This is a genomic window from Psychrobacter sp. 1U2 (assembly GCF_051847575.1).
Genome location: NZ_JBPYDC010000004.1, coordinates 80,370 through 106,516, shown reverse-complemented (window position 1 = coordinate 106,516; position 26,147 = coordinate 80,370). Strand labels below are relative to the sequence as shown.

Annotated in this window: 15 protein-coding genes; 8 read left to right on the top strand and 7 right to left on the bottom strand. The window is 45.1% G+C overall.

Annotated features, from left to right (window positions below; all coding sequences use genetic code 11):
• Positions 1-253 precede the first annotated feature (253 nt).
• The 3 genes from ACS8FD_RS03285 to ACS8FD_RS03275 form a co-directional block, all read right to left on the bottom strand.
• Positions 254-1,693 (bottom strand): glyceraldehyde-3-phosphate dehydrogenase, encoded by a 1,440-nt coding sequence (locus ACS8FD_RS03285; RefSeq protein WP_439274449.1) that lies wholly within the window; start codon positions 1,691-1,693, stop codon positions 254-256.
• Between the two features lie 528 nt (positions 1,694-2,221).
• On the bottom strand, positions 2,222-3,502 hold the full coding sequence (locus tag ACS8FD_RS03280; RefSeq protein WP_439274448.1) for a lipocalin family protein: 1,281 nt from the start codon (positions 3,500-3,502) through the stop codon (positions 2,222-2,224).
• A 211-nt stretch (positions 3,503-3,713) separates the two neighbouring features.
• Positions 3,714-4,985: an NUDIX domain-containing protein gene (locus tag ACS8FD_RS03275; RefSeq protein WP_439274447.1), complete on the bottom strand. Its 1,272-nt coding sequence runs from the start codon at positions 4,983-4,985 to the stop codon at positions 3,714-3,716.
• A 221-nt stretch (positions 4,986-5,206) separates the two neighbouring features.
• Here ACS8FD_RS03275 and hemP point away from each other — a divergent pair, with 221 nt between their 5' ends.
• The gene (hemP, locus tag ACS8FD_RS03270; RefSeq protein ID WP_084212668.1) at positions 5,207-5,371 is read left to right on the top strand and encodes a hemin uptake protein HemP; all 165 of its coding nucleotides are present in this window, start codon (positions 5,207-5,209) and stop codon (positions 5,369-5,371) included.
• A gap of 182 nt (positions 5,372-5,553) precedes the next feature.
• Here hemP and ACS8FD_RS03265 read toward each other — a convergent pair whose 3' ends face one another.
• Positions 5,554-10,539 (bottom strand): translocation/assembly module TamB domain-containing protein, encoded by a 4,986-nt coding sequence (locus ACS8FD_RS03265; RefSeq protein WP_439274446.1) that lies wholly within the window; start codon positions 10,537-10,539, stop codon positions 5,554-5,556.
• Between the two features lie 142 nt (positions 10,540-10,681).
• Entirely contained in the window at positions 10,682-14,464 is a 3,783-nt protein-coding gene (locus tag ACS8FD_RS03260; protein ID WP_439274445.1) for a BamA/TamA family outer membrane protein, read from the bottom strand.
• 445 nt (positions 14,465-14,909) lie between these two features.
• Between ACS8FD_RS03260 and ACS8FD_RS03255 the strand changes: the two genes are divergently transcribed.
• The 7 genes from ACS8FD_RS03255 to ACS8FD_RS03225 all read left to right on the top strand — a co-directional run bounded on the left by ACS8FD_RS03255 (position 14,910) and on the right by ACS8FD_RS03225 (position 23,894).
• Positions 14,910-16,238: an MFS transporter gene (locus ACS8FD_RS03255; RefSeq protein WP_439274444.1), complete on the top strand. Its 1,329-nt coding sequence runs from the start codon at positions 14,910-14,912 to the stop codon at positions 16,236-16,238.
• Positions 16,239-16,329: 91 nt separating this feature from the next.
• Positions 16,330-16,974, top strand: a complete 645-nt coding sequence (gene coq7 / locus ACS8FD_RS03250; protein ID WP_439274443.1) for a 2-polyprenyl-3-methyl-6-methoxy-1,4-benzoquinone monooxygenase — start codon at positions 16,330-16,332, stop codon at positions 16,972-16,974.
• A gap of 238 nt (positions 16,975-17,212) precedes the next feature.
• Positions 17,213-18,265, top strand: a complete 1,053-nt coding sequence (locus ACS8FD_RS03245) for a tetratricopeptide repeat protein (protein ID WP_439274442.1) — start codon at positions 17,213-17,215, stop codon at positions 18,263-18,265.
• Between the two features lie 174 nt (positions 18,266-18,439).
• The gene (locus ACS8FD_RS03240; RefSeq protein WP_439274441.1) at positions 18,440-20,878 is read left to right on the top strand and encodes an esterase/lipase family protein; all 2,439 of its coding nucleotides are present in this window, start codon (positions 18,440-18,442) and stop codon (positions 20,876-20,878) included.
• 330 nt (positions 20,879-21,208) lie between these two features.
• On the top strand, positions 21,209-22,717 hold the full coding sequence (locus ACS8FD_RS03235; RefSeq protein ID WP_439274440.1) for a cytochrome ubiquinol oxidase subunit I: 1,509 nt from the start codon (positions 21,209-21,211) through the stop codon (positions 22,715-22,717).
• Positions 22,717-23,733: a cytochrome d ubiquinol oxidase subunit II gene (gene cydB / locus ACS8FD_RS03230; RefSeq protein ID WP_439274439.1), complete on the top strand. Its 1,017-nt coding sequence runs from the start codon at positions 22,717-22,719 to the stop codon at positions 23,731-23,733. Before ACS8FD_RS03235 ends, cydB begins: the two co-directional genes overlap by 1 nt.
• Before the next feature lie 44 nt (positions 23,734-23,777).
• On the top strand, positions 23,778-23,894 hold the full coding sequence (locus ACS8FD_RS03225) for a DUF2474 domain-containing protein (RefSeq protein ID WP_439274438.1): 117 nt from the start codon (positions 23,778-23,780) through the stop codon (positions 23,892-23,894).
• Positions 23,895-24,014: 120 nt separating this feature from the next.
• Here the strand turns inward: ACS8FD_RS03225 and murU are convergent, their stop codons facing one another.
• A complete protein-coding gene (murU, locus tag ACS8FD_RS03220; RefSeq protein ID WP_439274437.1) occupies positions 24,015-24,743 on the bottom strand; it encodes an N-acetylmuramate alpha-1-phosphate uridylyltransferase MurU in 729 nt (242 codons plus the stop codon).
• A gap of 54 nt (positions 24,744-24,797) precedes the next feature.
• Positions 24,798-25,964, bottom strand: a complete 1,167-nt coding sequence (locus tag ACS8FD_RS03215; protein WP_439274436.1) for an aminoglycoside phosphotransferase family protein — start codon at positions 25,962-25,964, stop codon at positions 24,798-24,800.
• Between the last annotated feature and the right edge of the window lie 183 nt (positions 25,965-26,147).

Genomic DNA, 26,147 nt, shown 5'->3' with positions numbered 1-26,147 from the left:
TACGTTCCTTAATTTACTATTTAAGTACTACTTAATATAAATACTGCTAAATAATTTGGACATTCACGGTCTATTATTAACGTTTACTTATACACAATTAGGTTATAAACCATAATACCAACAACACCCGATAACCAATGCGACTATCGGGTGTCTTATAGGCGACATTATACAGCTTAAAGCGTGTTTATTCGCTATGATTGGCTATATGATGATGACCTAACCTATCTGCGCGCCCGCGCGCAAACAAGCGTTACGCAGGGATTTGCGTATAGCTGATACCAGCCATTTGCGTCGCTACCCGTAAGACTTGAGTGCTGTATCCTACTTCATTATCATACCAAATATAAACCGTGGCATGATTACCAGTGACAATAGTCGCTTGCGCATCAACGATACCGACATGTTTAGTCCCTACAAAATCAGTAGATACCGCTTCTGTGGAATCGGTATAAGCAATTTGTGATTGCCAAGTACTGCTATTGGCCATATCGCGTAGGAAGGCGTTAAGCGCATCGGCACCTTTTGGCGCCGTTTTTAGATTGAGATTTAAGATAGCTAAGCTGACGTTTGGCGTCGGCACACGAATGGCGTTACCGGTCAATTTGCCACTGAGCTCTGGCAACGCTTTGCCCACTGCTTTAGCCGCGCCAGTACTGGTAATCACCATGTTCAACACGGCACTACGGCCACGGCGATCCGCTTTATGATAGTTATCAATCAGATTTTGATCATTAGTAAAAGAGTGGATGGTCTCGACATGACCGTTTTCGATACCGTACTCATCGTTTAGCACTTTGAGCGTCGGAGTAATAGCGTTAGTCGTACAGCTTGCAGCACTGACGATTTTATCATCACCGATGGTGTCACTGTTCACCGCATAAACGACGTTTTTGATATCGCCGCCAGCAGGAGCTGTTAATAGTACTTTTTGTACGCCTTTAGACTGTAAATGCTTACCTAAGCCATCTTCGTCTTTCCAAATACCAGTATTATCTATAACAAGCGCGTTGTCGATACCATAAGCGGTGTAGTCGATCTCACTTGGGTCTTTAGCATAGATGACTTGGACGAAACGACCATTGATTAAGATACCGTTATTTGCTTCATCAACGCTAACACTACCGGTGAAACCGCCATGGATAGAGTCGCGCTCAAGCAGTGAAGCACGCTTAGCCAGATCGCCTGCAGGCGCAGGACGGACAATGATAGCTTTTAGCTGTAAGCCCTTAGCACTTGAAGCCTGTGCTAATAATAAGCGGGTGAGAATACGACCAATACGACCAAAACCGTAGAGCACCACGTCAGTAGCGTCGTTAGCAGCGCCATTAGCATTAGCAGCTTGTAGCGCTTGCTGCACATCGCTGTCGTTTGCAATGAGCTGACCGACATCTACGCTTGCTGCGGTAACATCGCTTTGTGCTAGCGTTTTTACGATGGCTAGCGTATCAGCAATAGCGATTGCTTTATTGCCATGATTGCGAGTTGCCGACTTTTGATGGAGAGCCAATATTTGCCCTACTGAGCTGGTATCTAATGTCTCACCAAATAAAGTGACTTGTACATCTTGCTCATTATAGAGGGTATTGAGTAAACCCATCAGCTCAATAGCTTGTTGCTCTTGGTTATTATATTGGCTTAACTGGTCTTGATGTAATTGGCGTAAGGTATCAGCATTGCTCACAGGAAGCATCCTTATAGTCAGTAAATGAAGAAACAATAAAAGAGAGGAAGAGTGTGTTAGTTGATTATCCTTCGATGACCGCTACAAACAATAGAGGATTCAAAGGCAATAAATGGCGTAGATTTTAGCTCAAAACGCTTTATTTTGCCAGTACTAACCGCTTTGCTTAAGATAATATCGCCTTATCGAGACTCTACTAGGTTCTACTTTTGCCATCTGATAAAGTTTATTTCAGCAAGCATCTAGCAGGTATTAGCAGCTATACGATAGAGCTCTTATCATTTCTCGCGTGTCTCTATCCTGTATTCTATACTATGTTGTAGCCGAGTCTTAGTATATGCGGGTTGATAGCACCAGGTTCAACCCTATGCCCATCTCACTACAGTCATCTCATCTAATATTTGCACCAACGGGCTTAACTTTTGGTAATCGTTAATGCTTTTGGTTTAATACTGCCAAAAGCACGATCTCCCTATAGTACTTAACCTAAGTGGCACTGTACCTATCATTGTATCTTTCAGTTAAGGTCTCCAAACCTTAAGGAATCAAGGTCACTGTTTGCTTAGCATGCGGTGTCAGAGTGAACTCCTTGAGATTATAACCTTGATCCTGAGCGATCTGACGATACTTGGCATAAGTCTGCTGACTCACATTAGGCGAGCGAGCCAGTAACCACAAATACTCTTTGTCCGGGGTACCGACTAACGCCGTTTTATAATCTGCGTCACGCGCTAATACCCAATAATCAGCGCGGCCAATAGGCAACCAGCGAATCCAAGTAGGAAGGAAAGTCACTTTCAATTTGCTACCCGTGTCATCAGCCGGCTTAGCTAAGCCTTCAGCGGCAATTTGTGAGCCGTCTTTATCCAAACATTTATTCGTCACGATAATACCGGAACCATCTGTCTTTTCAGTATAGTTAGCGGTCACATCGCTGGCGCAGTTGCGCTGAAAGTACATAGGTAGGCGCCCTATCTCATACCACGTACCGGCATATTTATCCAAGTCCACACTATCCACTGTCGTAGGCTCAGTCGCTGACTTATAAATAATGGCCTCGGGATCAATACTTATCTCTGCTGTTTGATCCTTAGCTTCGTTGGTGGCACTTATCGTCTGCGTAGGAGTCGCCGCATAAGCTGAAAACGCTGCTAGTGGAATAATGATAGCTAAAGCAATGCCAGTGTGCTTAAGAAGACTGGTCATAAAGACTCTCTCCGAAACTTTAATAGTATTGGTTATGGTACTTTGATTATTGTGCAGCTTTTTATTAGCCAAATTAGGGTTATCTAGCGCTACAGTAGCCTCTGACTCATTATTAGCATTAGCAGAGGTTTTCTTTCCTTCTTTTTTTGATATGTCTTGGTCGCTTTGCCCCAAGCTCTTTTGCTCTATATTGCTATCACTGTTTTGCTTATCATTGGTTTGCTCAGCATCATTCTGCATATAGTGCAGTAACATTTCTTCTTCATCAGTCATTAAAGCACTGCTAGCAGCCGGCGTGGCTTTTTTGTAGCCACAACTGACATCACTAGTGCGACTAGAAGCACTAGGCCGTTCACTAAAATGATCAGCTTGCAGGGGATTGTTCTCATAAGCATAATTGGCATCATTACTCGCAATTGAGTTATTCGCATTCGATTGTGATAGATCTGATTGCGACAAATAGGAATAGCCATCATTTGCTGAAGTTTGCGTGGCAAGCGAATTGTGAGTATTTTTAGCCTGATGACCGTTCGCCTGTCTATCGTATGAGCTATCATACGGGTCGGACTTGGGTAATGTATGGGCTTTCATAAGGTTACCGTGTTTATTCATTTATCGAGGTCTATTAACTAAGACACTCCTTTAAGATTTATGCCATCAATGATAAGGACGAGTAGGCAAAATAAGTAGTGACGCTATGTATGAAAAAGCTACGGTTTGTAAAATACTCTGGAATTATTAACGCGATCAAATACATAGTAACCAGATAGTTGCCATTTCTTAAATCCAAGTAATGTTTTAACAGTAGTGTTAAATCACCCTTTTAAAAACTGCGAATACCTGCGACAGTGTTTGCGCCGTTTGTAGCGGCCAAATCGCTCATAGCCGGTGATAAACCGCCTAAAGCAATGACTGGCATATCTGCAAGCGCAGCCATTAAAGACCACTGGTACCAGCCTAGCGGAGTCTGCTCTGGGTGTGTTTTTGTGGCTAATATGGGAGATAAAAAGATAGCGATAACCGGCGCTAATGACCGTGCTAGGCGCAAATTGGCCAGTTGATTAGCGGCAGCTATACTCTCAGCGTCATGACAGCTAATAATCAGTCCAGTAGTGCCCTGATAGCTAGGGTTAAGTAGGTCTAAGCTAAAGTCACAGTCTATCTTATCAGTAACACGATTAGCGCTAAAATCGGTATTATCTTTTGTGTGGCCATCTTGACTATTATGCAGCTTTTGATAATGGTTAAACCACGTCATCAGCTCCGTCTGTGTTAAGTGATAGGCGGATATTTTTGAGTTATCTTGGTTTAAAGTCGGCTTGTTTATGTTCGCACTGATATCGTTATTTTTAAAATTATCTGAGTCTATAGTATTACGTAAACGGTAAGGAATAATGGCGCTAATATCGCTTCTAGCCGCGAGTAATTGCGTAATGATTTTGATCTCTTTATCAGTATTATTATCTTCTAGTTGAGCCAGCTTAAGACGTAAATAACTCCAGCCTTGAGATGAGAGCTGCTGCTGATGATACTCTAGCCACTTTTGAGCTGGCTCGGCGCTTAAATCTTCATCAGCAAAGCTGTGCATCTCAAAGTGCGCTAATGGATAAGTAATGGCAATATGCTTAGGCAACCTGAGCCAAGCCAAAATAGTCTGGTTGGCAGCGGGCAGCGGATAATGATTACTGAGTAGTTGATGTTTATGGACCCATGTCAGCATTTGTGCCTCTAGGCCATACTCTTGCTGCCTGTAGTGCTGATACTGCTCAGCGCTTAGCTCAATTTTATAGACATGAAGACAGACTTGTTTATCGCCATAGTTATGGTGCAGCCGCCCAAGCTTTATCATAACATTGCCATCAATAGCAAAACCGGTCTCTTCCTCCACTTCGCGTATCAAGGCGGCAACTGCGGTCTCATTAGCTTCTATTTTTCCGCCGACGAACTCATAGCGGTCGCCTTGATGCTGCTCACGATCACGATAGCCGAGTAAATACTGATCCTGATAATAAATAACGGCTACAGCGACATTGACGACATCTTTTAAGGGTTCGGTTAATGATTTGTCAAAAGTAGAATGAGAACTATGCGGCATAATGCCCCCTGACATTTAAAGTATTCACAGCTATTGAGTGGCCATTATTTAGAAACAGTCACCATTAAAATGAAGCTTCGTCTATGATTGAGCTAATCATCAAGCCTAAAATGATTTAATTCATAAAAACACTTGCAAAAGCTTTTGATGTAAATGATAATTATTATCGTTAAGTTGATTTATTTATTGACGGTTTATTTTACTATTAAAAGGAGTTTATTATGAGTCTGGTCATCTCTCGTTATCTAAATAACCGCGACAATCGCCTGCCCACCCTACAGTCGCAGCATTTATTTGCTTTAACCAAAGAAGTTCGTATAGAGCATGAAGGGGAAGAGTATCGTCTACGCTTGACTCGAAATAATCGTTTGATTTTGACTAAGTAGCTACTAAAATAGCTTTTTGGCTGAGCGATACTCAGCTCATTTTCACCTCTTCAGCTAAATATTTTTTGCAGTAAGCATCAGTGCAAATAAGCATTTGTTCGCCTAAACGAAAAAAGGTAATGACACTTGCTATTTTTAAATCCATAAAAAACGCCTTTATCTAAAGGCGTTTTTTGTGTGTCTTAGAACTGCCAACTATAGACCACATCCACCGCGTTTTCAGCAGCAGAGGTCGCCTCTAAGTAGACTCGGCGAGTCAACTGATAACGCACAGAGAGACTATTTTCGGCATTGAATACCCCTACCCCGTAACGAATATATAAATCAGGCGAGATATAACCGGTGACGTTGACATTGGTATCATCACTATTGCCCGAAGCATCAACGGTTAAGCTTTGGAAACCGAAAGCTTGGCCGATCTGATTGGTCAGGCTACGTGTACCACTTAAACCAAAGTTAAGACCGGCTGCCGCTAAGTTATTGGTCACTTGCGATTTAAAGCCTTGCTCACTGATTTGGCTAGGGCTACCGTCATTAATACGTCCCGTTACCAATGCGTTCATCGCTTGCTGCTGCGTCAATCCCGCATTATTAAAGACAATAATATTTGGGTTTTCAGTATTGCCTTTGACGCGTACGCCGACGATATTATCATCAATGATTTTGACCGCTTCGATACTGAGATCAGGCTTCATGACATCGCCATTAAAGCGAATCTGTCCATAATTAAGCTCTAAGTTTTGTCCAAAAGCATCGATACTAGTACGCTTAGAGACCTGCACTACGCCTTTAGCACGCATCACGCCACTGCCATTTTGCGTAATATTGATTGCTCCTGCCAGTGGAATAACGGCGCCAAAGCCGCGGAAATTGACATCATCACCTAAATCGACACCGATATCGGCATTGATTGACCAAGGTTTAGAAACCGCTAGAACCTCGTCAATATTACCGATCAAACGCCTATCGAGTACCACAGCGTCTTCGGTCTGGGTAATGATATCTTCGCTAGCCTCAGGAGGACGAATCGTCGCGGTAGGCACACTGATAGCGCCTTCGATATTGACGTATTTATCGCTTGGGCGCACGATGATATCAATGTCTGGATTGACCTCTGCTGAGAGTAGCGGCGGCTGGGTCAGCACTAAGCGCTCGCCGATAATACTGAGCTTCGCCTGTAGTTTTTGCTGCCAGTTGACTGTTCCTGTAAGCTCACCTTTACCAGAACCACTTTTGAAACTGCCATCGATCACCGCTTGAGTACCACGTATTTTGGCAGTGGTATTGACTTTGGTGAGATTGACCGGCAACCCAAGCATCGCGATACGGCCATTAGCCAATTTTACATCGCCATAGAACTGCGGTTTATCTAAGGTACCGCCAAGGCCGCCTGCCATCGTGATATTACCCTCAAGCACACGCATACCCGGGAAGAAAGGTTTAAATATTGCTAAGTTCAGCTCATTCAACACCAAAGCGCCAGAGATAGGTTTAGGAGTTTTGTACGGATCTACGACAACCTCTGCATAGCCACGGGCGCCGCGACCGGTATTGATATCTGTACGCAGTTTGATACCTTCAGGAACCGATAATGCAATCAGCGAGACGCGTTTATAAGGCAAACTAATAGGGTTCAAATCACCATCTTGAATCAGACCAATTTTACCGTTGTCCGAATATAAAGTGGTGTTAATAGTAGGAGCACGTCCTTGTTGCCAGCCCACTATAGCTTTACCATTTATCTTCGCCTGCCAATCGATATCCTTAGGCAAGAATACCGAAAACAGTGACGTATCGAGATTTTGAATCGCTAAATTCACTTGACCGGCGTCGGCTGACGCGATTAGATTTTCCCGTAAGCATAGCTTGCCACTTTGATCAGCGGCCTGCCAGCAATGCGCCGCTAGCTGTACTTTTAGCGGATTAGTCTCGCCTTGTGGCAGATTCAAAATAAGCTGCGCAGGTTGTAGCTGATTGAGTGTGGCGTATTTAGATTTGATGCGACCATTGCCTATAGCGCCGCGCCATATCAGCTCGTCGCGGTTGAAGCCGCCTTTTAATCGGGCCGATACGCTAAGCTCATTATTCGCCACATCAAGATTGACCACATGCGCCTGCTCAGTACCATTAAAGGTCGCTTTGACTTTTTGGAAGCTTTGGCCAGCAACATCTAAGCCTTCAGCGCTGATTATCAGCTGACTTGGACTATTGGCTAGATTCACTAATTTACCGCGCACGCGCCCTTGGCGTAAAATAAATCCTGGCAAAGCGATGCGCTCACCCACCAAATCAATATAAATCGTTGGCAAAGCTTGGCCTGCCGGCTGGGATAGCGTCGCCCCGCCGCTTACCCTACCCGCTAGCTGGTCGGATAGCTGATCAAGGCTAGTGATATTGATTTTGGCTTGTAGCTGCTTGGCATTACCATCAGCGGTTAAGTAGTTATCGCCCCAACGTAGCACTAGATCATTAGCATTGAGACTATCAATTAAAGCGTTCACTTGTTGGTATTGAGTTTCGCTATCCTGGGCTTGCAAGCGTTCAAAGTAGCTGCCTAAGTCCTTTGGTAAGCTGAGCTTAGCAGACAAGCTACCCTTAGCACTTAGCGGTTGACCCTTGAGCATGCCGCGCAGATTAATCTGCTGCAAGTTAATAATCTGCTGGTCTTCGCCCCAGCGACCATCAGTTTTTATACTACCGGTAATAGTACTTGGGGTGTCCTTTAGGAAGTACCCTAAGTTGAAGCGATCCATAGTCGCGTTGATATCCCAAGCGATGCCTTGGCGCACGTCCACACTACCTTTGGCATTGATACTACCTGCCGCGCCTACATGACGAAACTGCTTGATACGAATCAACTGCGCATCGCCACTAGCATCAATCGTCAGCTTACCTGCTGGGAGCTGCTCAGCATCTAATACGCCATCGAAATTGATAGCAAAACGCTGCAGCTTACCTTGGCTATTAGCAGCCTTGCTAGTGGGCTGTTGCCACTCGCCACTAGTGACTAGATCACCGGTCAAAATAGCCGGATTATCAGGAAGGAAATAGCCAACATTGAAATTATCGAACCGCCCTGTGACGCTCCAGCCAATATTGTTACGCAGATCGATAACGCCTTTTGCATTTACTGCGCCAGCTTCACCACTGTAGTTCAATTTGCGAATGCTGATCAGCTTTGGGGTACCTGCTGCGCTTATTGATAAAAGACCATTGGGCACATCTTGAGTATCGACGCGTCCATCAAAGCGCGCGTCAAACACCGACAGCTCACCACCGATAAGGTCTATCTCGGCGGCACCATTACCAGTAACGCCGATAGCGCGCTCGTTTTGACTGGCATCTAGCTGTGCTTGTAGATCGGTGCTAGTGATGTTAACAATATGCCGCTGACCTTTGACGCCATTTTTACTTATATTTAGCAAACGTCCGCGCGCGCTTAGGTTGCCTGTTAAGCGCTCAAGCGGCAGATCACTACGATATTGTTTCGGCAATAAACCCTTGGTACGCGCATCAATCTGCCAAGTCAATGGGCGCTGATTGGTGGCTAATTGTATTTGCCCGGTGCCCGATAAGTCGCCGACGATGCCCTGATAATTGAGACGATTGATATCGATGACGTTGGCGTTTTTGCGAATGCGAACGTCATAATTACCTTTAGGTGCTGCATTTAATTCATTGATGACAGCATTGGCATCGACAGATAAGTTTGAGCCGCGCACAATGACATCGGCGCGGCCGCTTGGGCTATCGATATTACCAATATTCGGCACATCACGGCGGGTCAAATTCTGCCAAATAGCATCAACATAGATAGGCGCTGGTTGTGCAGATTTCGCCGGCGTTTTGCCACGAATAATCTTGGCGTTGAGATGCTCGCCATCACGCTGACGCAAATCGGCATCGACTTGTAGGTTGCTGGCGCTATTTTTTTGTTGATAATGTAGCGACAATCGACCATTAAGCGTCTGCGGTGCATAAGCTTTATAATCGCTATACTCGTCCGGTATCGCTTGCCGGATATCAAAGCCATTACCGACAGCACGGATCTTGGCGTCAAAGCTTTCACTCCAGTCCAATATCCCTTGTAGGGTTAGGCGGCCTGCGGGCACATCCGCATCTAAGCGATCGATACGCAGCTGACTATTAGCAATCACCGCACGGCCTTTATAACGGCCTGAAGGAATGTCTTTAGCAGTCAGCTCAGTATTGATGCGTAGTTTGATATCTGAGACCACACCGCTAGCCGTTGCCATACCGCTTTTTAGATGGATATTTTGTGAGTCGGCATAGGGAATCAGCACATCATCCCACCGCAGTTTGGCTTCAAACGGTGAGCCTTCATCTAAGCCCTGCGCGACGAATTCGCCGCTGACATCACTATCATTATAGCGGCTACGCACTTCACCTATCGTACGCTTAAGGGTGCCGGTCGCTTTGACATTGAGCGGATCTATGTAAGCTTTTTCAAGTGCGCTGACTTCAACAATAGCGCTTAGATCTAAAGGATAATCACCTTGCAGATCGATCTCGCCTTGTAAAGCACGGACTTTAACAATATCGCTATAAGATAGATTGCCACTGCCAACCGTGACCTGACTGCCGACCCAAGTCAAATCCCTTGCCGCTATATCGGTAACAATGACGGGTTCTTTCGTAACTTGCTTGTAGACAATGGTTTTTATTTGAGCTTGATCAAAACGCAGATTCACTGGGAGCTTGAGGGTCTTATAATCGAACGGCTCACCAGTAGGCGGCTTAGTATTGATAATCTCGATGCGTTGGATATCGGCATCACGCAAGTGCACTTCTTTGGCAAACACAGCGCGCCAGCCTATTTTTACATAAGCTTTATCTACTTTTATCTCAAGATCTTCGGTGGCCTTAATATCGATATCGGTAACCATGATACCGTCACGCAGATTACCACTACCATATTTGAGCTTGACGCCCGTCTCGCTACTGACTTTTTCTAATAAAAATTTAGTGCCTGCATCGGTACCCGCTGCATAGAAAAACACCGCAAACATCACTACTAAGACGATAGCGATCAGTGCTAGTAGCTTTAGCAAAAACGATAGCGGACACCACCGACGCACTGCTTGGGCATCTTTTTGCGCAGGGTCTTCAGACGATGGGTCGTTAGGCGGAGTTTTATTATTCAACATGACACTCAATCAAGTAAAAAATTTATCAGCTCTTAAAAAGCGAGCCTTGCTTGGATTTTCATTTAGCTTATAGCAAACCAGCACTTCATTGTGATTTAGCTTAGGGGTTTAGCTTAGTTAGGACGCTTAGTGGTTCATCAGCTTATAATGGCGAGCCGATAAAGAAATGCAGGCGCACTGGGATACTATCTTCTGTCACCCCCGCGGCCACATCGACCCGAACCACACCGACAGGCGATGCCCAGCGAATACCAACGCCGACCCCCACTTTAGTATCGGTTTTGAAGTCTTTATCATAAGCATTACCCACATCGGTGAATAACGCCCCGCGAAAGCCAGGTCTAAATTCATAGTTATACTCAGCGCTACCGACAGCGAGAACCTGTCCGCCGGTCAAATAGCCGTTTTCTAACGGCGATAGGCTCTCGTAATCATAACCACGAATGCTCTGATCACCGCCGGCGAAAAAGCGCAGCTTATAGGGCACTTCAAAGAAGTCATCTGCCCAAATATAACCCGTATTAAAACTGCCTAGCACTTGATGCTTATTATCCTCACCGAAGCTATAAATCCCGCTGACGCCAGCGCGAACAATCGCAAGATCAGTATCGCTAAGCACGCTCTCAGCGCCGGCTTCGATACCATAATATTGACGGTAGCCGCTAGTGGGATTAATCGCATTATTGACGTCGGTTTTATTAATACCGTAACCAAATAACAAGGCTTGCTGGGTGGGTTTTGAGGAGGTGAAACGTACCGGCAGATCTTCTAACTGGGTGTCATCAACCCCCGTTTCGAGCTCATCCAAACGATAACGTACCGAATAACTCTTATTCCAGCCGCTCTCTTTGCGAATGTTTCTAGCCAAAGCGGCCTTCACAGTATTGGTCGACAAATCAAAGTTACCTTCTCCTTGGTCGATAACTTCCTCTTCGTAGGTCAGACGCGCCTCTAACTTATCGTTAAGCGGATGTTTCCAAGGGCGACTACCATAAACCGTCACATTTTTACTGATGCGTGAGGCTTCAACTTCCGCGCCGGCTTGATAACCCTTGCGATTGACGAGATTATAATCAATCTTTGCAGTAGCGCGGACATCGGTATCGGTACCATAACCAATACCGACTTGAGCGTCACGAGGTTTATTAGCAGCCACAAAAACGTACAACGGAACTTTTTTGCTATTGAAGACCTCTTCAGGGGTAATACGATTGGCTAAAGTGGGTGGTACAAAATCCTCATCGATAATGGACTCTTCTTCGGGAAATATCTTCTCAGCAATATTACTGATTGAGTCACTGATTTTTCCTAAGAAGTTCTCAGCCTCTTCGTCTTTTTCATCCAATACCCGATCATTGGGTAAGCTACTTAAACGATTGGCTTTGGCTTTGATTTCTTGTAATTTATTTTGTGTTTGCTCATCGACTTGGAACTCAATCGGAGCGATGTCAGCGGCATCAACGGTAGCGCCACTATTTGCATTGATACTTTCAGTAATAACCTCAGAGCCATCCTCATTATCGCTAAGATCGCCACGACTCTCGCCACTTAGATCCGTAGCGCCAGCGACTGCGCCATCACTCACATCACCGTCTAACTCGCCATCCTCGACGTTGTCTGACTGATTAGGAGTATTATCAAAAGCCAGTGTGCTGCCGGCGCTAAGCTCATCGGGTGGCAATAAGCTCTCAACGTTGACCGTATTGAAGTAGCGAGTTGCCGCTAGATCATTACTTAATTTTGTCACATCAGGACGATAAAAAGGATCACCGGCTTCAAAATCTAGCAGCTGACGCAATAAAGGCAGCTCTACGGGTAGCTTATCAGGGTCGCGCGTGAGGGTACCTGTGGCCTCATCGTAAGTAAAAAACACTACCTCATCGAAGTCATAACGAACCCCAGTATCATAAACGAGTGATATATCGGCTTTATTATCTGGCAAGATAATATCAACCGATTTATTCAACCAATACTCATCAAAGTAGCCGTAAGTACGGCTTAACGCTTCAAGAGCTGCCTTGCTATTTTTATAAACTCTATGGTTAAAGACATCACCCTCTGCCGGTAGCGCCGTTTCTTCTAGGGTTTGGAACTCAGCTTGCTCGCTGCCTTCACCGCGGATGTCCACAATGCGGCTGTCGACGGTCACAGGCTCACCAAGTTTTTCGATAATCACATCGATACTATTAGCATCCGGCTGGCGCAGTTTGAGGGTTACATCATAATAGCCTACTGCTTTTGCAGCATCTAAAGCGGTCTCACGCAAGCGCGGCAAAGCTGCGGTAAAATCGGTTACCGACTGAACGGTAGTATCATCGATAGCGGCTTTGATATTATTAATCGGCTGAATATCTTCATCAGCTTTGATCAGTCTTGGCGTAGCATTGGTCCCATTATTAGGGCCACTAGCTACTTCTTGTTGCAGATAGACTGTGGTCTCGACGCGTGGCAAGGCTGCTACGCCGCCGTTAAATAAGCGATTATATAGCCGTTTTACGATACCGCCTTCATTGCGAGCTAATGGCTTAGATTTGTTCGCTTGCGTAACGCCTTCAGCGACGGCGTCAGCATTGTCTTGTGCTTGATAATCTGGCAGATAGTCTTCTGGATTAAGACCACCGCTCTGATCGCCATTTTGAGTAGCCGTCATCTCGCCATCGCTAGCCTCGATTTGTGCCTCATCAATGGTGTCATCAGCACCTGTCACTGAACGGTTATCTTGCTGAACCAGTACTTGCTCAGGGTTATTTTGTTCGGTAATGTCAGCACCATCATCGACTCGGCCACTACTAACAGAGTCGCTAACGTCAATAGGACGCGCCATAATCTCTGCGGTTTGCGCCTGATCTTCAGCGCTTTGTGCGCGGTTTAAGGTTTCAAGATTGTTGGGCGCAGGCAAAGTCGCCGCGTCGATTTTTGGGTCTAAGCCTAAGGGTAATTGCTGACTATCAAGTCGAGCAACAGGCGCATTAAACCCTTCATTGTTTGAAACAGTGCTATTAGCTATGTCATTAGCAGTGTTATCAAACCGGCTATCTAAATTATTACTGTCAACGCTGTTTTGGTCGCTATTAAATCCTGCGTCAAAAATATCACCTAAATCGTCAGTATCGCCATTATTAGGACTCTGCATAAAAGAGTCATTCTCAGCATCCAAAGCAGCAAGCTCCTGATCTATCTGTTCGGGGGTCATCATCTGATAACCTTGCTGTTGTATGGCCGTTGCCTGTCGTTGCAACTCTGCATCGCTATCGAAGCTGTCATTATTATCTTGCGATAACAAGGTTTCACTACCATCGGTATCGCTATTATTGTTAGCTGCACTATTAGTAGTAGAGTTGTCATTAGTGCCATTGCCGTTAGTGCTAATAGTGTTCTTTTCAGCACCAGTGTCTGGATTGGCTCTCACACTAGAGTTCCTATCACTAGCACGACTCTCATTATCTTGGCTTCTTTGTTCGCTAAACTCATCGAGTACCGATTTATCGATTTCGCCCTGCTCAAAATCTCTTCTTAAGCGTAGGGCTTCTAAAGCAGCATCAAGCTCCGATTCTGAGTCAAAATCAATAAGGGTATCCTCTGAACCATCTTGTGCTAGATTACTTTGAGCATAGTTCTGAGAGTTGCCTTGCACTTTAGTTTGCGGATTAGTCGCTGTAGGGTTTTGCGCCACCTCATTGCGAGGTGCGGTCTCAGCGGCACTGGCTGAGGCCATTCCAAAACCAACTAAAACACTAGCGACGGCGCTAAACAAAGCAGTTCGGGCAAAATAGCGACATGCGCCAACGCTTGCATGCTGGGCACGCGCGTTTATTACCGCCAACTGACTGGAGGGAGAGGACGCAGTTGTGCTGGATGGAGGAGAGTCCGACACTGGTATCAAAGCGGTCATTGAAGCGCGGTGCAATGAGGGGTTACTTCTCATGACTAATACTATCCTATCATCTCATATGGCCACTTAAGCCTAGCGTAACGGTCGATAAACGCTCTAAAAACTATCACTTATAGTCGTTTAAAGCTGACCTGTTGATATAGCGAAACGATGCAAATTTAACGATGTAGAGGCTTATCATCGTTAAGAAATGATTACTGCGTATCACCACTCATAAAATTTACAAATCATAACTGAGTTAACAGACAAATCATAGCATTTAGCACATGTATTTGCCCCACAGCCTTGCTATTATACGAGGTTATAATCATAAAACCTATCATATATTTCAATAAGTTATTGATACTGTTGATAATTACGATATTGACGCTACCATAATAGTCATTACTTTATGGTAGTGCCGCTATCCGACCACTCCTTTTTATCTTGCACTTGCGCTCATTTAAATATTAGAGAGTATTCGCTCATAGGAAGCCTAATGGCAAATCAGTTTCAGTTATTCAAGCGGCGTCGTTTTAGTGCCATGTTTTTTACCCAGTTTTTGGGCGCTTTCAATGACAATATTTTTAAGCAAGCGCTGATACTAGTACTGACTTATACTGCCGCAAGTCAGCTTGGCGCTGAGGTTAGTATTCTCAATAATTTAGCCGCGATGCTCTTTATTTTGCCGTACTTTTTATTCTCGGCGCTCGCCGGACAAATCGCCGATAAGTTTGAAAAATCCAAGCTCACGCGTTTGGTCAAGGTGCTTGAGATCGTCATTATGGCGGTGGCTGCTATTGGCTTTGTGTTTGAGTGGTATGTGCTGCTGTTTGTCGCGTTATTTTTAATGGGTACCCATTCTACCTTTTTTGGCCCTATAAAATATGCTTATCTACCGCAGGCCATGCGAGAAGATGAGCTGGTTGGCGCTAACGGCTTATTCCAAATGGGTACGTCTTTGGCGATCTTACTTGGGATGATTATCGCGGGGGTGTTAACGCAGCTACCGCAGTCGCTATACTGGATCAGCGCGACCGTACTCTTAGTTTCGGTACTAGGCTATCTAGCCGCCCGCGGTATCCCAAACATGCCAGCCATGCAGCCGAACCTAACTATTAACTGGAATATCTTCACCACTAGTTTATCCACGGTACGCTACTTGTATTCGCTTCCCTTTTTATTTTTTATTATCTTAGGCAACAGCTGGTTTTGGTTTTATGGCGCGACTTTTTTGACGCAGACGCCGGAATTTAGCAAAGTTATTTTGCAAGGTGATGAGTCGGTAGTGATATTTTTGCTGACCTTATTTTCTGTAGGGGTCTCTATCGGTTCACTGCTGTGTAAGAGACTAACCAAAAATGAGGTCAGTCTGCGCCTACTGCCCTTTGGTATTGCCGGTCTGAGTATTTTTGCGATTGATTTATATCTCTCATTATCCGGACTGAGTATCGAGGTTGCCGGCGAGTCTTTGTTAGGGATTAGCGACTTATTCGGGATTACAGGCACTTGGCGCGTCTTTGTAGATTTATTCTTCCTAGGGTTTAGTGGCGGTTTATACATCGTACCGCTTTACGCCTCTATGCAAGCCTATGCGCCAAAGAGTCATCGCGCCCGTATAGTCGGTGCTAATAACATTTTTAATGCGATCTTTATGGTCGGTTCTGCTATTTTTGCTATTGTATTATTAAATAGCTTGCAGCTGACGCTACCGCAGTTGTTTTTGGTCACTGGAATACTTAATATTGGCTATGGCGCCTTTTTATATTTAAAGCTAAAAAAGCATCAACACCAAGCAGTAATACAAACCAAAGATGAGATTGTATAGCTTCTTTAGTTATTATCAGTATTTGCTATTGGTAATATGCAATAAAAAACCATATGTAATTAGAAAAATCGTGTTTTATCAGGAGTTATTTATGACAGCGCGTCCTTTATCTAAGATTGACAATTTACTATTAAGCGTTGATAAAGCGCTACGAGCCGTAGTTCCACACTCAAACCCAAGCTCTCGTCCCCTGCCCGTTAGCAGCGATGAGATTCCTAAGCTGAGTATCACCGAATCTCGCCATGTTGCAGGCCTCATGCGTATTAACCATACTGGTGAAGTCTGCGCGCAAGGCCTGTATCATGGTCAAGCCTTTGCCGCAAAAGATGAGACTGTCAAACAAGCCATGCACCAATCCGCCACCGAGGAAGTCGATCATCTCGTCTGGTGTGAGACTCGCCTTGATGAGCTTGGCAGCCATCCTAGTGTGTTTACTCCGCTATGGTACGGTATGTCCTTTGGTTTAGGGGCGGTCGCCGGAGCCATCTCTAATGAGTTTAGCTTAGGGTTTGTCGCTGAGACGGAAGCGCAAGTGAGCGAGCATCTACAAGATCATATCACTCAGCTTCCAGCACAAGATCAGCGCACCCGTGAGATACTCGCGCAAATGGATATTGAAGAGCTGCATCATCGTCAGTTAGCACTTGATAATGGCGGTGCGGCGCTAGCACCGCCAATACGCCGCAGTATGCGTTTTATGGCGAATTGTATGAAGAGTGCCGCTTATCATATATAGGCAAATCATTTTTGGATTAGCGGTGCACATCATGGTAAATGATTTACGGATATTATCTGCCAGAGAGTATTCAGTATTATTATTAACAATCCTACCGTTGCGAGCGCTAATACTAATTGCTAGGGTATAAAAAACTAAGCTATAAAAAACCAACCGCTTTGATATTTTTGACTCTAATCTTTATGAGATGAGCAAGAACACCCTTTTCCCTTGAGACCACTAGAAGGCAATCTTTTTTATGAAACACAACGCTACTCACAAATTTGCAACCTTAACCGCTCTGGCAGCAGCTTGCACTATGCTGCTTACCGTCCCCGCTCTTGCTGCACCTGATAGCGTTGTTGCTAATGTGCCTAGTGCTAAGGACTCAAGTCAGCGCATCATTCGCCGTGCACAGCCTAATGCTACTATCAATACTACGCAGCCAGCCAATGCTCAATCTAGCGCTCAACCTAACGCGCAGCCCAACCCGACGCAGTCGAATGTAGCGACTCCGGCAACCGCTACGGCTAATAACGTACCAAGCGAATCGGGGCTAGCGACTCGCGTATATCAGCGTGGCCCTATTACTAGTACTGGCATCGATATCAGTCAAGGTCAGCTTAGTAATATCCCTGCGCCGCAAGCCAACATCTCTGATATCAGCTTCATCTCAACCGTACTTATTCCAACGAAGCAAGGTGTGGGCGCTGATAAGCTAGATGTTAGCTTAATTGATCATTTTATTGAAGACGTCTCTCCTAATGCGCGTCACTATCCACCAAACTTCCCTAACCGCTCACAGCGCTACTACACGCGTGAGAAGATTAAAGTATTGGCAGATTGGATCGACCCTTTCGCCAGTGCGCCCGATGCCTCTTATGAAGTGTTAATCCGCGCCGCCAAGCTCAACGGTATGGGTCGTAACTTAGATTTAGGCTCTGATTATGCAGTACGCGGCGGTAAATATATAGATCGCGCGATCAAAGCTCAACCTGACAGCGGTGAGGCCAACTTTTTATATGGGATGATGCTCTCAGAAGGTGGCGGCTTTAAGGAAGGTCAAAAGTACCTCGATCGAGCAGTCACCTTAGGATATACCGAAGCGGAACAAAGCTTGGCACAGTCTGATCTGCTTAGTGATCGCCGTAGTGAAGCCCTCTCGCGCTTGCGTCGTCTTGAGCAAAAAACACCAGATAATCAAATGATCCGTCAGCAAATCAAGCTCATTGAGGATGGCAAATATTACATTTGGGACATACCCGCTCCTGATATCGATATCAGCCCAAATAGTATCAACCAGACCAGTTAAACAGCTTCGATCTCATTTAAGCGCGTCTGCTTTGTAGTGACTCATTATCATCTATAAAGCAGGCGCGCTTTTTTTGTTTTAGCGCTATACTGTTTGAGTTTATCTTATCGAATCTGCTTTTATCATTATCTACTGAGACTCGCTATGACAGTTGCAAGTAACGCCATAATCACTATGACAAATGCTCACAAAAAAGCGCTCTTAGGAATAACTATCATCGCAACCACGCTGCTTACGAGTGCTTGTAACACCGTATCAGTCAGCCAGCAAACCAAATCCAAAGTCATTAGTAGTCAACGCGGTAATATTGTCTCAGACGACAAACTCAGTAGTAATACGGCCTCGACTTTGCTCTCTGCTGGTCTCAATGAAAAGGCCTGTTTACAGTACTTTGATCTGTGCTTAGGACAGCTATCCGATAGCCTACTCGATAACAACTATCGACCAGAGCTCGCTATCTTCGCTGAGCTGCATTATGCCAAAGCGCGGCAACTCGCTGAATCGACAGACTGCCTTGCTGCATTATCTCGGCCGCCAATTGACCCCTATTTTGCCAATGCGCCGCTTGATGATGAACAAGCAAAAAATAAACAGCAAAGAACATCCGCTTGTCTTATGGATTATCAAGAACGGCTATTTGATGCGGTCAAATCTAGCTATGCTTATCTTTTTTATGACAGATTAGAGCATGACTTTGAAAGCGCAGCTGAAAAAGAAAAAAAACCACGTCTACAAAACCGCATTCCAAACGATGTCGATATTCAAACCCAAGATATCTATAACGCGGCAAGCAATGACATCATTACTCAGCTGTATCAGTCAGAAGCTCGCTCAAATAGATTTATGAACGATACTAATATTGAGTACTTACCAACAACAGCGGTCAACAACTCAGCTCGAACCGCTATTCCTAATAAAGTTGCACTGGGTGGCCGCGCGACAGACCAAGTGAAAGTCATGACTATGCAAGTTGGTGATTATGGCCTCAATGTCCATCTGCCTAACGAAAATAACTATCTACAAAACGCTCGTGAACAGACTTCCGCCTTGGCAGATCTGACCTCTACTTATGAGCTGCGTCTCACGGGCCTAAACTCGATAAGCAAACGCCCAGGACTAGGTATTAGCTTCGTGGCGTCTCTCAATGATCGTTACACGACGACTATTCGCCAGCTACTCGTGTCCTCTTTATCAGGCAGATTGGCTCAAGATAATATTGCCGATAATGATGTCAATAAAAGCGCAGCCGATGAGGAGCCTAGTAGCCGCATTTACCCTACCGGCCATCTGTTGATGACCGGTTTGATTAAACCTAAAGGGGATAGCGTATTAGATGTGCTAAGTAGCCAGCAGCTCGATATTCATCTGTATAACCCTTACCGCAGCGAGAGTACAACTATCTTAGGCGAAGCGTATCCACTGGCAGCGAATTTTTCGGCCGGTTATGGCATGTGGCTGGCGGAGAATCAACTAGACGGCGTGGGCTATCTCAACTTAATTACTCGTCAACAAGAAGCCAATCTGCCAAAACTATTTATGCTTGAGCCTTATGATCCTAATAAGCGGGTATTGATTATGCTGCATGGTTTGGCCTCGAGCCCTGCCGCTTGGGTCAATTTGACTAACGATATTTTAAATGATGATAAATTACGTGAGAATTATCAAGTTTGGCAGATATTTTACCCTACTAATTTGCCTATATTAGAAAACCGTTATCAAATTCAGCAACTAATTGAGGAGACTTATCAACAAACCGATCCTAAGGGTCAAAATATTGCCAGTCAAAATAGCGTCATTATCAGTCATAGTATGGGCGGTATCATCGCGCGCATGATGTTATCTGATGATAATCTGATAGATGATTTAGATAGACTGGATGACCAAGGCGCACTCTCCGCTAGTGAAAAGCGAAGCATACGTGATGCGCTTAAACAGTCTTTTGGTGAAGAGCAGTTAGAAAAACGTTTTGAATTACAGGCTTTGCCGCAGGTGGACACTGCTGTATTTTTATCAACGCCTTTTCGCGGTACCGATTATGCTGATCGCTGGTTCACTCGAGCGCTACGCCGTATTGTTTACTTGCCAGTCGGACTGGTAAAAACAATCACTGATAATTTAGCCACGCTAGCGATTCAAGGGGATATAGCCAACAACCCTTTAGGCGCTCTATACTTGCAAAATGGGGCAAGCCAGCTGAGTAATAAGTCCTCTTTTATCCAATTGACCAAAGATATTACTATCAACGATCGTATTACCTATCACTCCATCATCGCTAATAACGATGCCGATATCACTAAAGGTTTGGCACAAATGCAGCCAGGTGGTGGCAAGATAGATTTATCACAAGCGCAAGAAGAAGATAACGACTCTACATCTGGCGATAATAATGATAGTGAGGTACGCCGCGAACCTTTGGTCGCAGCTGTTACGGTCGAGGGAGACATCAGTCAAGCCATCACTGAGCGGTTGTCTGACGGCATTGTACCTTATACTAGCGCCCACCTTGAAGGCGCGGCGTCTGAGACCGTTATCAACGGTGGACATAGTATTCAACAAAATCCACAAACGATTTTGACTTTGCGCCGTATCTTATATAAACAACTACAAGAATAAACCTATGGCGTTATAAGCTACCTAAAAACTGACGGAGCGCTATTGATTTTCAATAGCCTCGTTATGACTGTTAGGTATGCTTTGGTAACATGGCGTGACTTGCACCCGCTGCACTGCAAGCGCATAATGACTTCAATATCGTCTTTCATCGTATCTTGTTGAATTGATCGATCGCTTAAATAGTAAAAATATAGTTTATAAGGATATAGATTCCACATCAGCCAATTATTTTTGGCTATTGCCCGTGATAAAGGTTTATATATTGCGGACAGTTACTTGAGCGTACCAGGGACATTTACGCCAATCAGCTAACCAATATAGGTAACCCTTATGTTTGCCTCTTTTATGATAGATCAGATGGATGCGCTCATGCTTGCGCGCATCCAATTCGCTTTTGTGATCTCCTTCCACATTGTCTTTCCTGCTTTCTCCATTGGGCTTGCCAGCTTTTTAACAGTGCTTGAATTTCGTTGGCTCAAAACGGGCGAGCCTATCTACGCTGAGGTCTACAAGCACTGGGTGAAGATATTCGCCGTGGTATTCGGTCTTGGCGTGGTGTCAGGCGTGGTGATGTCTTATCAGTTCGGCACCAACTGGGCGGTGTTCTCAGACAAAGCCGGTAACGTGCTAGGGCCTTTGCTCGCTTATGAGGTGTTAACCGCGTTTTTCTTAGAAGCGTCATTCTTAGGAATTATGCTCTTTGGCTGGGGACGTGTCAGCAAGCGCATGCACTTTGCCTCGACGGCGATTGTCGCTGTCGGTACGCTGATATCAGCTACTTGGATTTTGTCAGCCAATAGCTTTATGCAAACGCCGCAGGGCTTTATGATAGGCGCTGATGGTCTGCTCTATCCAACCAACTGGCTTGAGATTATCTTTAATCCCTCTTTCCCCTACCGTCTTGCGCATATGGTGACGGCGGCATTTTTGACCACCGCTTTTGTCATTGGCGGTATTGGTGCCTATTACCTTCAATCCAAAAAACATCAAGATCATCGCAAGCATGGCCGCGTGATGCTTGGCATGGCGATGATTATGGCAATCTTTGTAGCACCGCTACAAGTGCTCATCGGTGATGAACATGGCTTGAACACCCTTGAGCATCAGCCTGCAAAAGTGGCTGCAATGGAGGGCATTTGGGAGGATGAGCGCGGGGCTGCGCTGCGTTTATTCGCTATTCCTGATCAAGACAATCAAACTAATAAGTACGAGGTGAGTATCCCTTATGTCTCGGGTTTAATTTTGACCCATTCATTAGATGGAGAGATCAAAGGACTCAAAAACTGGGCTCCAGAAGACCAACCGCCCGTCGCTATTGTATTCTGGGCATTTAGGATCATGGTTGGTATCGGTATGCTCATGGTGCTTGTTGGCTTATTTAGTGTTTATAAGTACTTCAAAAAACAACAATTTAACCCTGAGAGTAAATGGTTCCATAGAGCTTGGATGTTTATGACGCCGATGGGCTTTGTTGCTCTGCTCGCAGGATGGTTCGTTACTGAAACAGGGCGTCAACCTTGGACCGTTTATGGTGTTATTCGCACGGCTGAGAGTATGTCGCCCGTGGCAGCACAGCAAGTGGCAACGACTTTGATTGGCTTTATCGTGCTTTACATTTTTGTTTTTGGTGCAGGTAGCTTTTATATTATTCGCCTAATTGCTCAAGGACCTAAGCCGTACGAAGATCCTTCTGAGGATACTTACTATGATCATTCTGTGACCGAAGCTCAAGGTCGTGCTTTGAGTGGTGATGATGCGCCGCAAGAAAAAACACAAGATAAGAGCGATGAGAACTTAGACAGTCCCGCTGATGACGTCGACGATGGAGGATTGCGCTAATGTTTAACTTTGGTGATGTATTAGACTTACCCCTTATCTGGGGCGGACTTATCGCGCTATCGGTCTTTATTTATGTACTGCTTGATGGCTTTGATTTGGGCTGCGGTATTTTATTTCCCTTTGCAGGCTCAGACAAGAATCGAAGCCGGATAATGAACTCTATCGCCCCGTTTTGGGATGGTAACGAGACATGGCTAGTGCTTGGCGGTGGCGGCTTGTTTGCCGCATTCCCTGTCGCTTACGGCATTATCATGAGTGGCTTGTATCTACCTGTGACCTTTATGCTCTTTGGACTCATCATGCGCGGGGTGGCCTTTGAGTTTCGCTTTAAAGCCAATACTCGTCGCCACGTTTGGGACACCTTCTTCTTTGTAGGCTCAGTAGTTGCTACCTTCTCACAAGGTATTATGCTTGGCGCCTTAGTACAAGGGCTCGAGGCCAGCAACCGCTTATATACTGGCGGTCCGTTTGATTGGCTCACGCCCTTCTCTATTGTTTGCGGTTTTGCCATGATTATTGGCTATGCACTACTGGGTTCCACTTGGCTGATTATTAAGACCGAGCATACCCTACAAGTATGGGCGCGCAAAGTCTCAGGCTGGATGCTCTTAGCGCTTGTGGTATCTATGGTCGTGGTTACCGCCTTTATGTTCTTTTCTGATATCGAGGCGCTTGAAGGCTGGTTTGGCTTCCCAGGTTTACTGTATCTTGCCCCTATGCCGATTATCGTATTGGGTCTATTCTTTTTGATGCGTAAGGACCTTAAAACAGAACGCGAATATCGTCCGTTTTTATTAACCGTAGCGCTGTTTTTGATGGGTTATATTGGTGTCTGTTTTGCCATATTCCCATACATAGTTCCCTATCAGATGACTATTTATGAAGCGGCAGCCGCCGATACCTCATTGTCATTTATGCTGATAGGCGCAGTTATTATGCTACCGATTATTTTAAGCTATACAGCATTTGCTTATTATACGTTTAAGGGCAAATCTGATCACAATCCGATGTACTGATATTCATGGCAATAGACAGTAAACGGATTGAAGAGGAGACTATTATGAAAAAGCTAACGAAAAAACAAAGCCAATGGGCATGGTTTATTGGTCTATATCTAGCTGGGTTTTTGGTGGTCTTTACTATTGCTCAGCTGATTAGACTGGCAATGGGCGTGTAAAAAACAGTGATTAGATAAGCGCTTTTGCATGGATAACTACTAACTGGTCATAAAAAGGTGGCGCTGACTAGGTCAGCGCCACCTTTCTTATTTATATTAGGACGTGTTTAAGATTACTTCTTAAGCGCCTTGATGGTAACTAGTACCTTTCTCATTAATAAAGCTATTTACCTGCGTTAAGCGCTCAGGCGTGCCAACGTCTATCCAATTATCAGTAATTACGTCAGCTGTGATTTGAAATTTGAGCATCGCTTGTTTAAGCAGTGGTGCTAACGCTGCTGGCTGACCACTGACTAAACCATCTAGGAGTCTTGGTGACATCACACTGATTCCTGCGAAGGTGTACTTGTCAGCGTCCCCTATCGGCTGCTCGCTCGCCAAACCATTATTGATAGCGAAATCACCACCATTATTATGCTCAGGATTATCAATCAAAAGTAGATGCGCGCGTTGATCGGCACTAAGCTCATAGCTTTGTAATTGTGCAAAATCATAAGTCGTCCACACATCAGAATTGACTAAGATAAAGGGCTCATCTCGCAGCTTACCCGCTTTAAGCGCTTGAAAGATACCGCCCGCAGTCTCTAATGGCTCATCCTTTTCAACTGACCAATGCAAGCTAACGCCATATCGTGAGCCATCGCCTAGCGCTGCCATGAGCTTATCAGCGAGCCATGAAGCATTGATAGTGATATCAGTGATGCCGGCCGCTTGCAGAGCCTTTATATGCCAAACAATAAGCGGCTGACTGCCCACCTCAACTAACGGCTTAGGCGTCTCAAGGGTCAACGGCCGCAGGCGCGTACCTTTGCCTGCTGCTAATATCATCGCTTGGGTTATACTCGCCATATTTACTCCTTGATCAAAAGATAACTTTTGAGATGACTAAAAGTGTGGCTATGATTAAATATATTGCTGCACAAACTTAGTTTGATAAGCGGGCAGCACTGTCTCTACCATCCACTGATTAAAGGGGATGAGTGCCTGCTTTATCTCTTCACTACCTTGCTTGCCAAGCCAGTCAAGCTCAAAGAGTAAATCGCTCATTACCTTTGGAATATCGGCCAAATAACGGCTTTTGCCATCGCGTTCAAACAAACGAATAAAGATGCCAAGCACCTTCAAATGGCGTTGAACCCCCATCACATTGACATCGTTTTCGAACTGCTCAGCACTATCAGTAGTGGTTAGCCCAGCTTGCTGCTGCAACTGCCAAAAGTCATTAATCCAGCTGGAGATTTGCGCCTCAGACCAATCGACATAAGCATCACGGACTAAGGAGACTAAATCATAACTATAAGCGCCGATAACCGCGTCTTGGAAGTCGATCACACCTAAGCGCGCGGGGTCGGCTTGGTCTTGCATCAAGTTTCGACTGTGATAATCACGATGGACGATGACTTGTGGCTGGCGCAAAATCTCGTTAATTAACGCCTTTTTGACAGCTTCCCAAAGACCAACGTCTAGATCGACCTCAATATACGGGATAAACCAGTCACTAAATAAGTCCATCTCGCGATTGAGAAGCTCGTCATCATAATCTGGCAAGTGGTGCTGGGTCTTAGCAATCTCTACTGGCAATTGTTGCAGCGCAATTAAGGTCTGCATAGCGGCTTGATAATAGGTATTTACTTGCACAGAAGTTGCACCAACCAACAAGTGTGCAAACTCCACCGTGCCAAAATCTTGTAGAACCAGAAACCCTTGCTTAATATCTTGCGCGATAAGGGTTGGCACATTAATCGCTGGCGCCATTAAACCTGTTACGTTTATAAACTGCTGCATCGCTTGCTGCTCATCAGCAGAGTCCATCACCATGTAATGCTCAGAATTATCATTATCTGACTGGCTTAACCATTGCAGACGATGGTACCGGCGGCTACTGGCATCCCCTGGCAGGCTATCGAGTTTAAACTCTTGACCGGCAAATACTTGCTGCAACCAACGGATTAGCTGCTGCTGACGCTCATCAGCGGCCTCGGTGTTACTCACTATTTGAGTTGATGTGTGGGTGCCGATTGTAGAATCGGTGTTCATAAGCATTTTATCTGTCATAGCGTTAGTAGTCATAAAGAAAATCGCCGGTTAAATAGAGTGATAAGTCGGGCAAATACTTGCTAAAATAACGAACCATCTGAGAGTGCTTAGTATTTTTATTAGTCTTATTGACTCGCGACTCACTATTAGCCAGCTTATCAATAAAAGAAATACCTTGCTGCATTATAAAATTTGCTGATTAGTGTAGCTGATTTG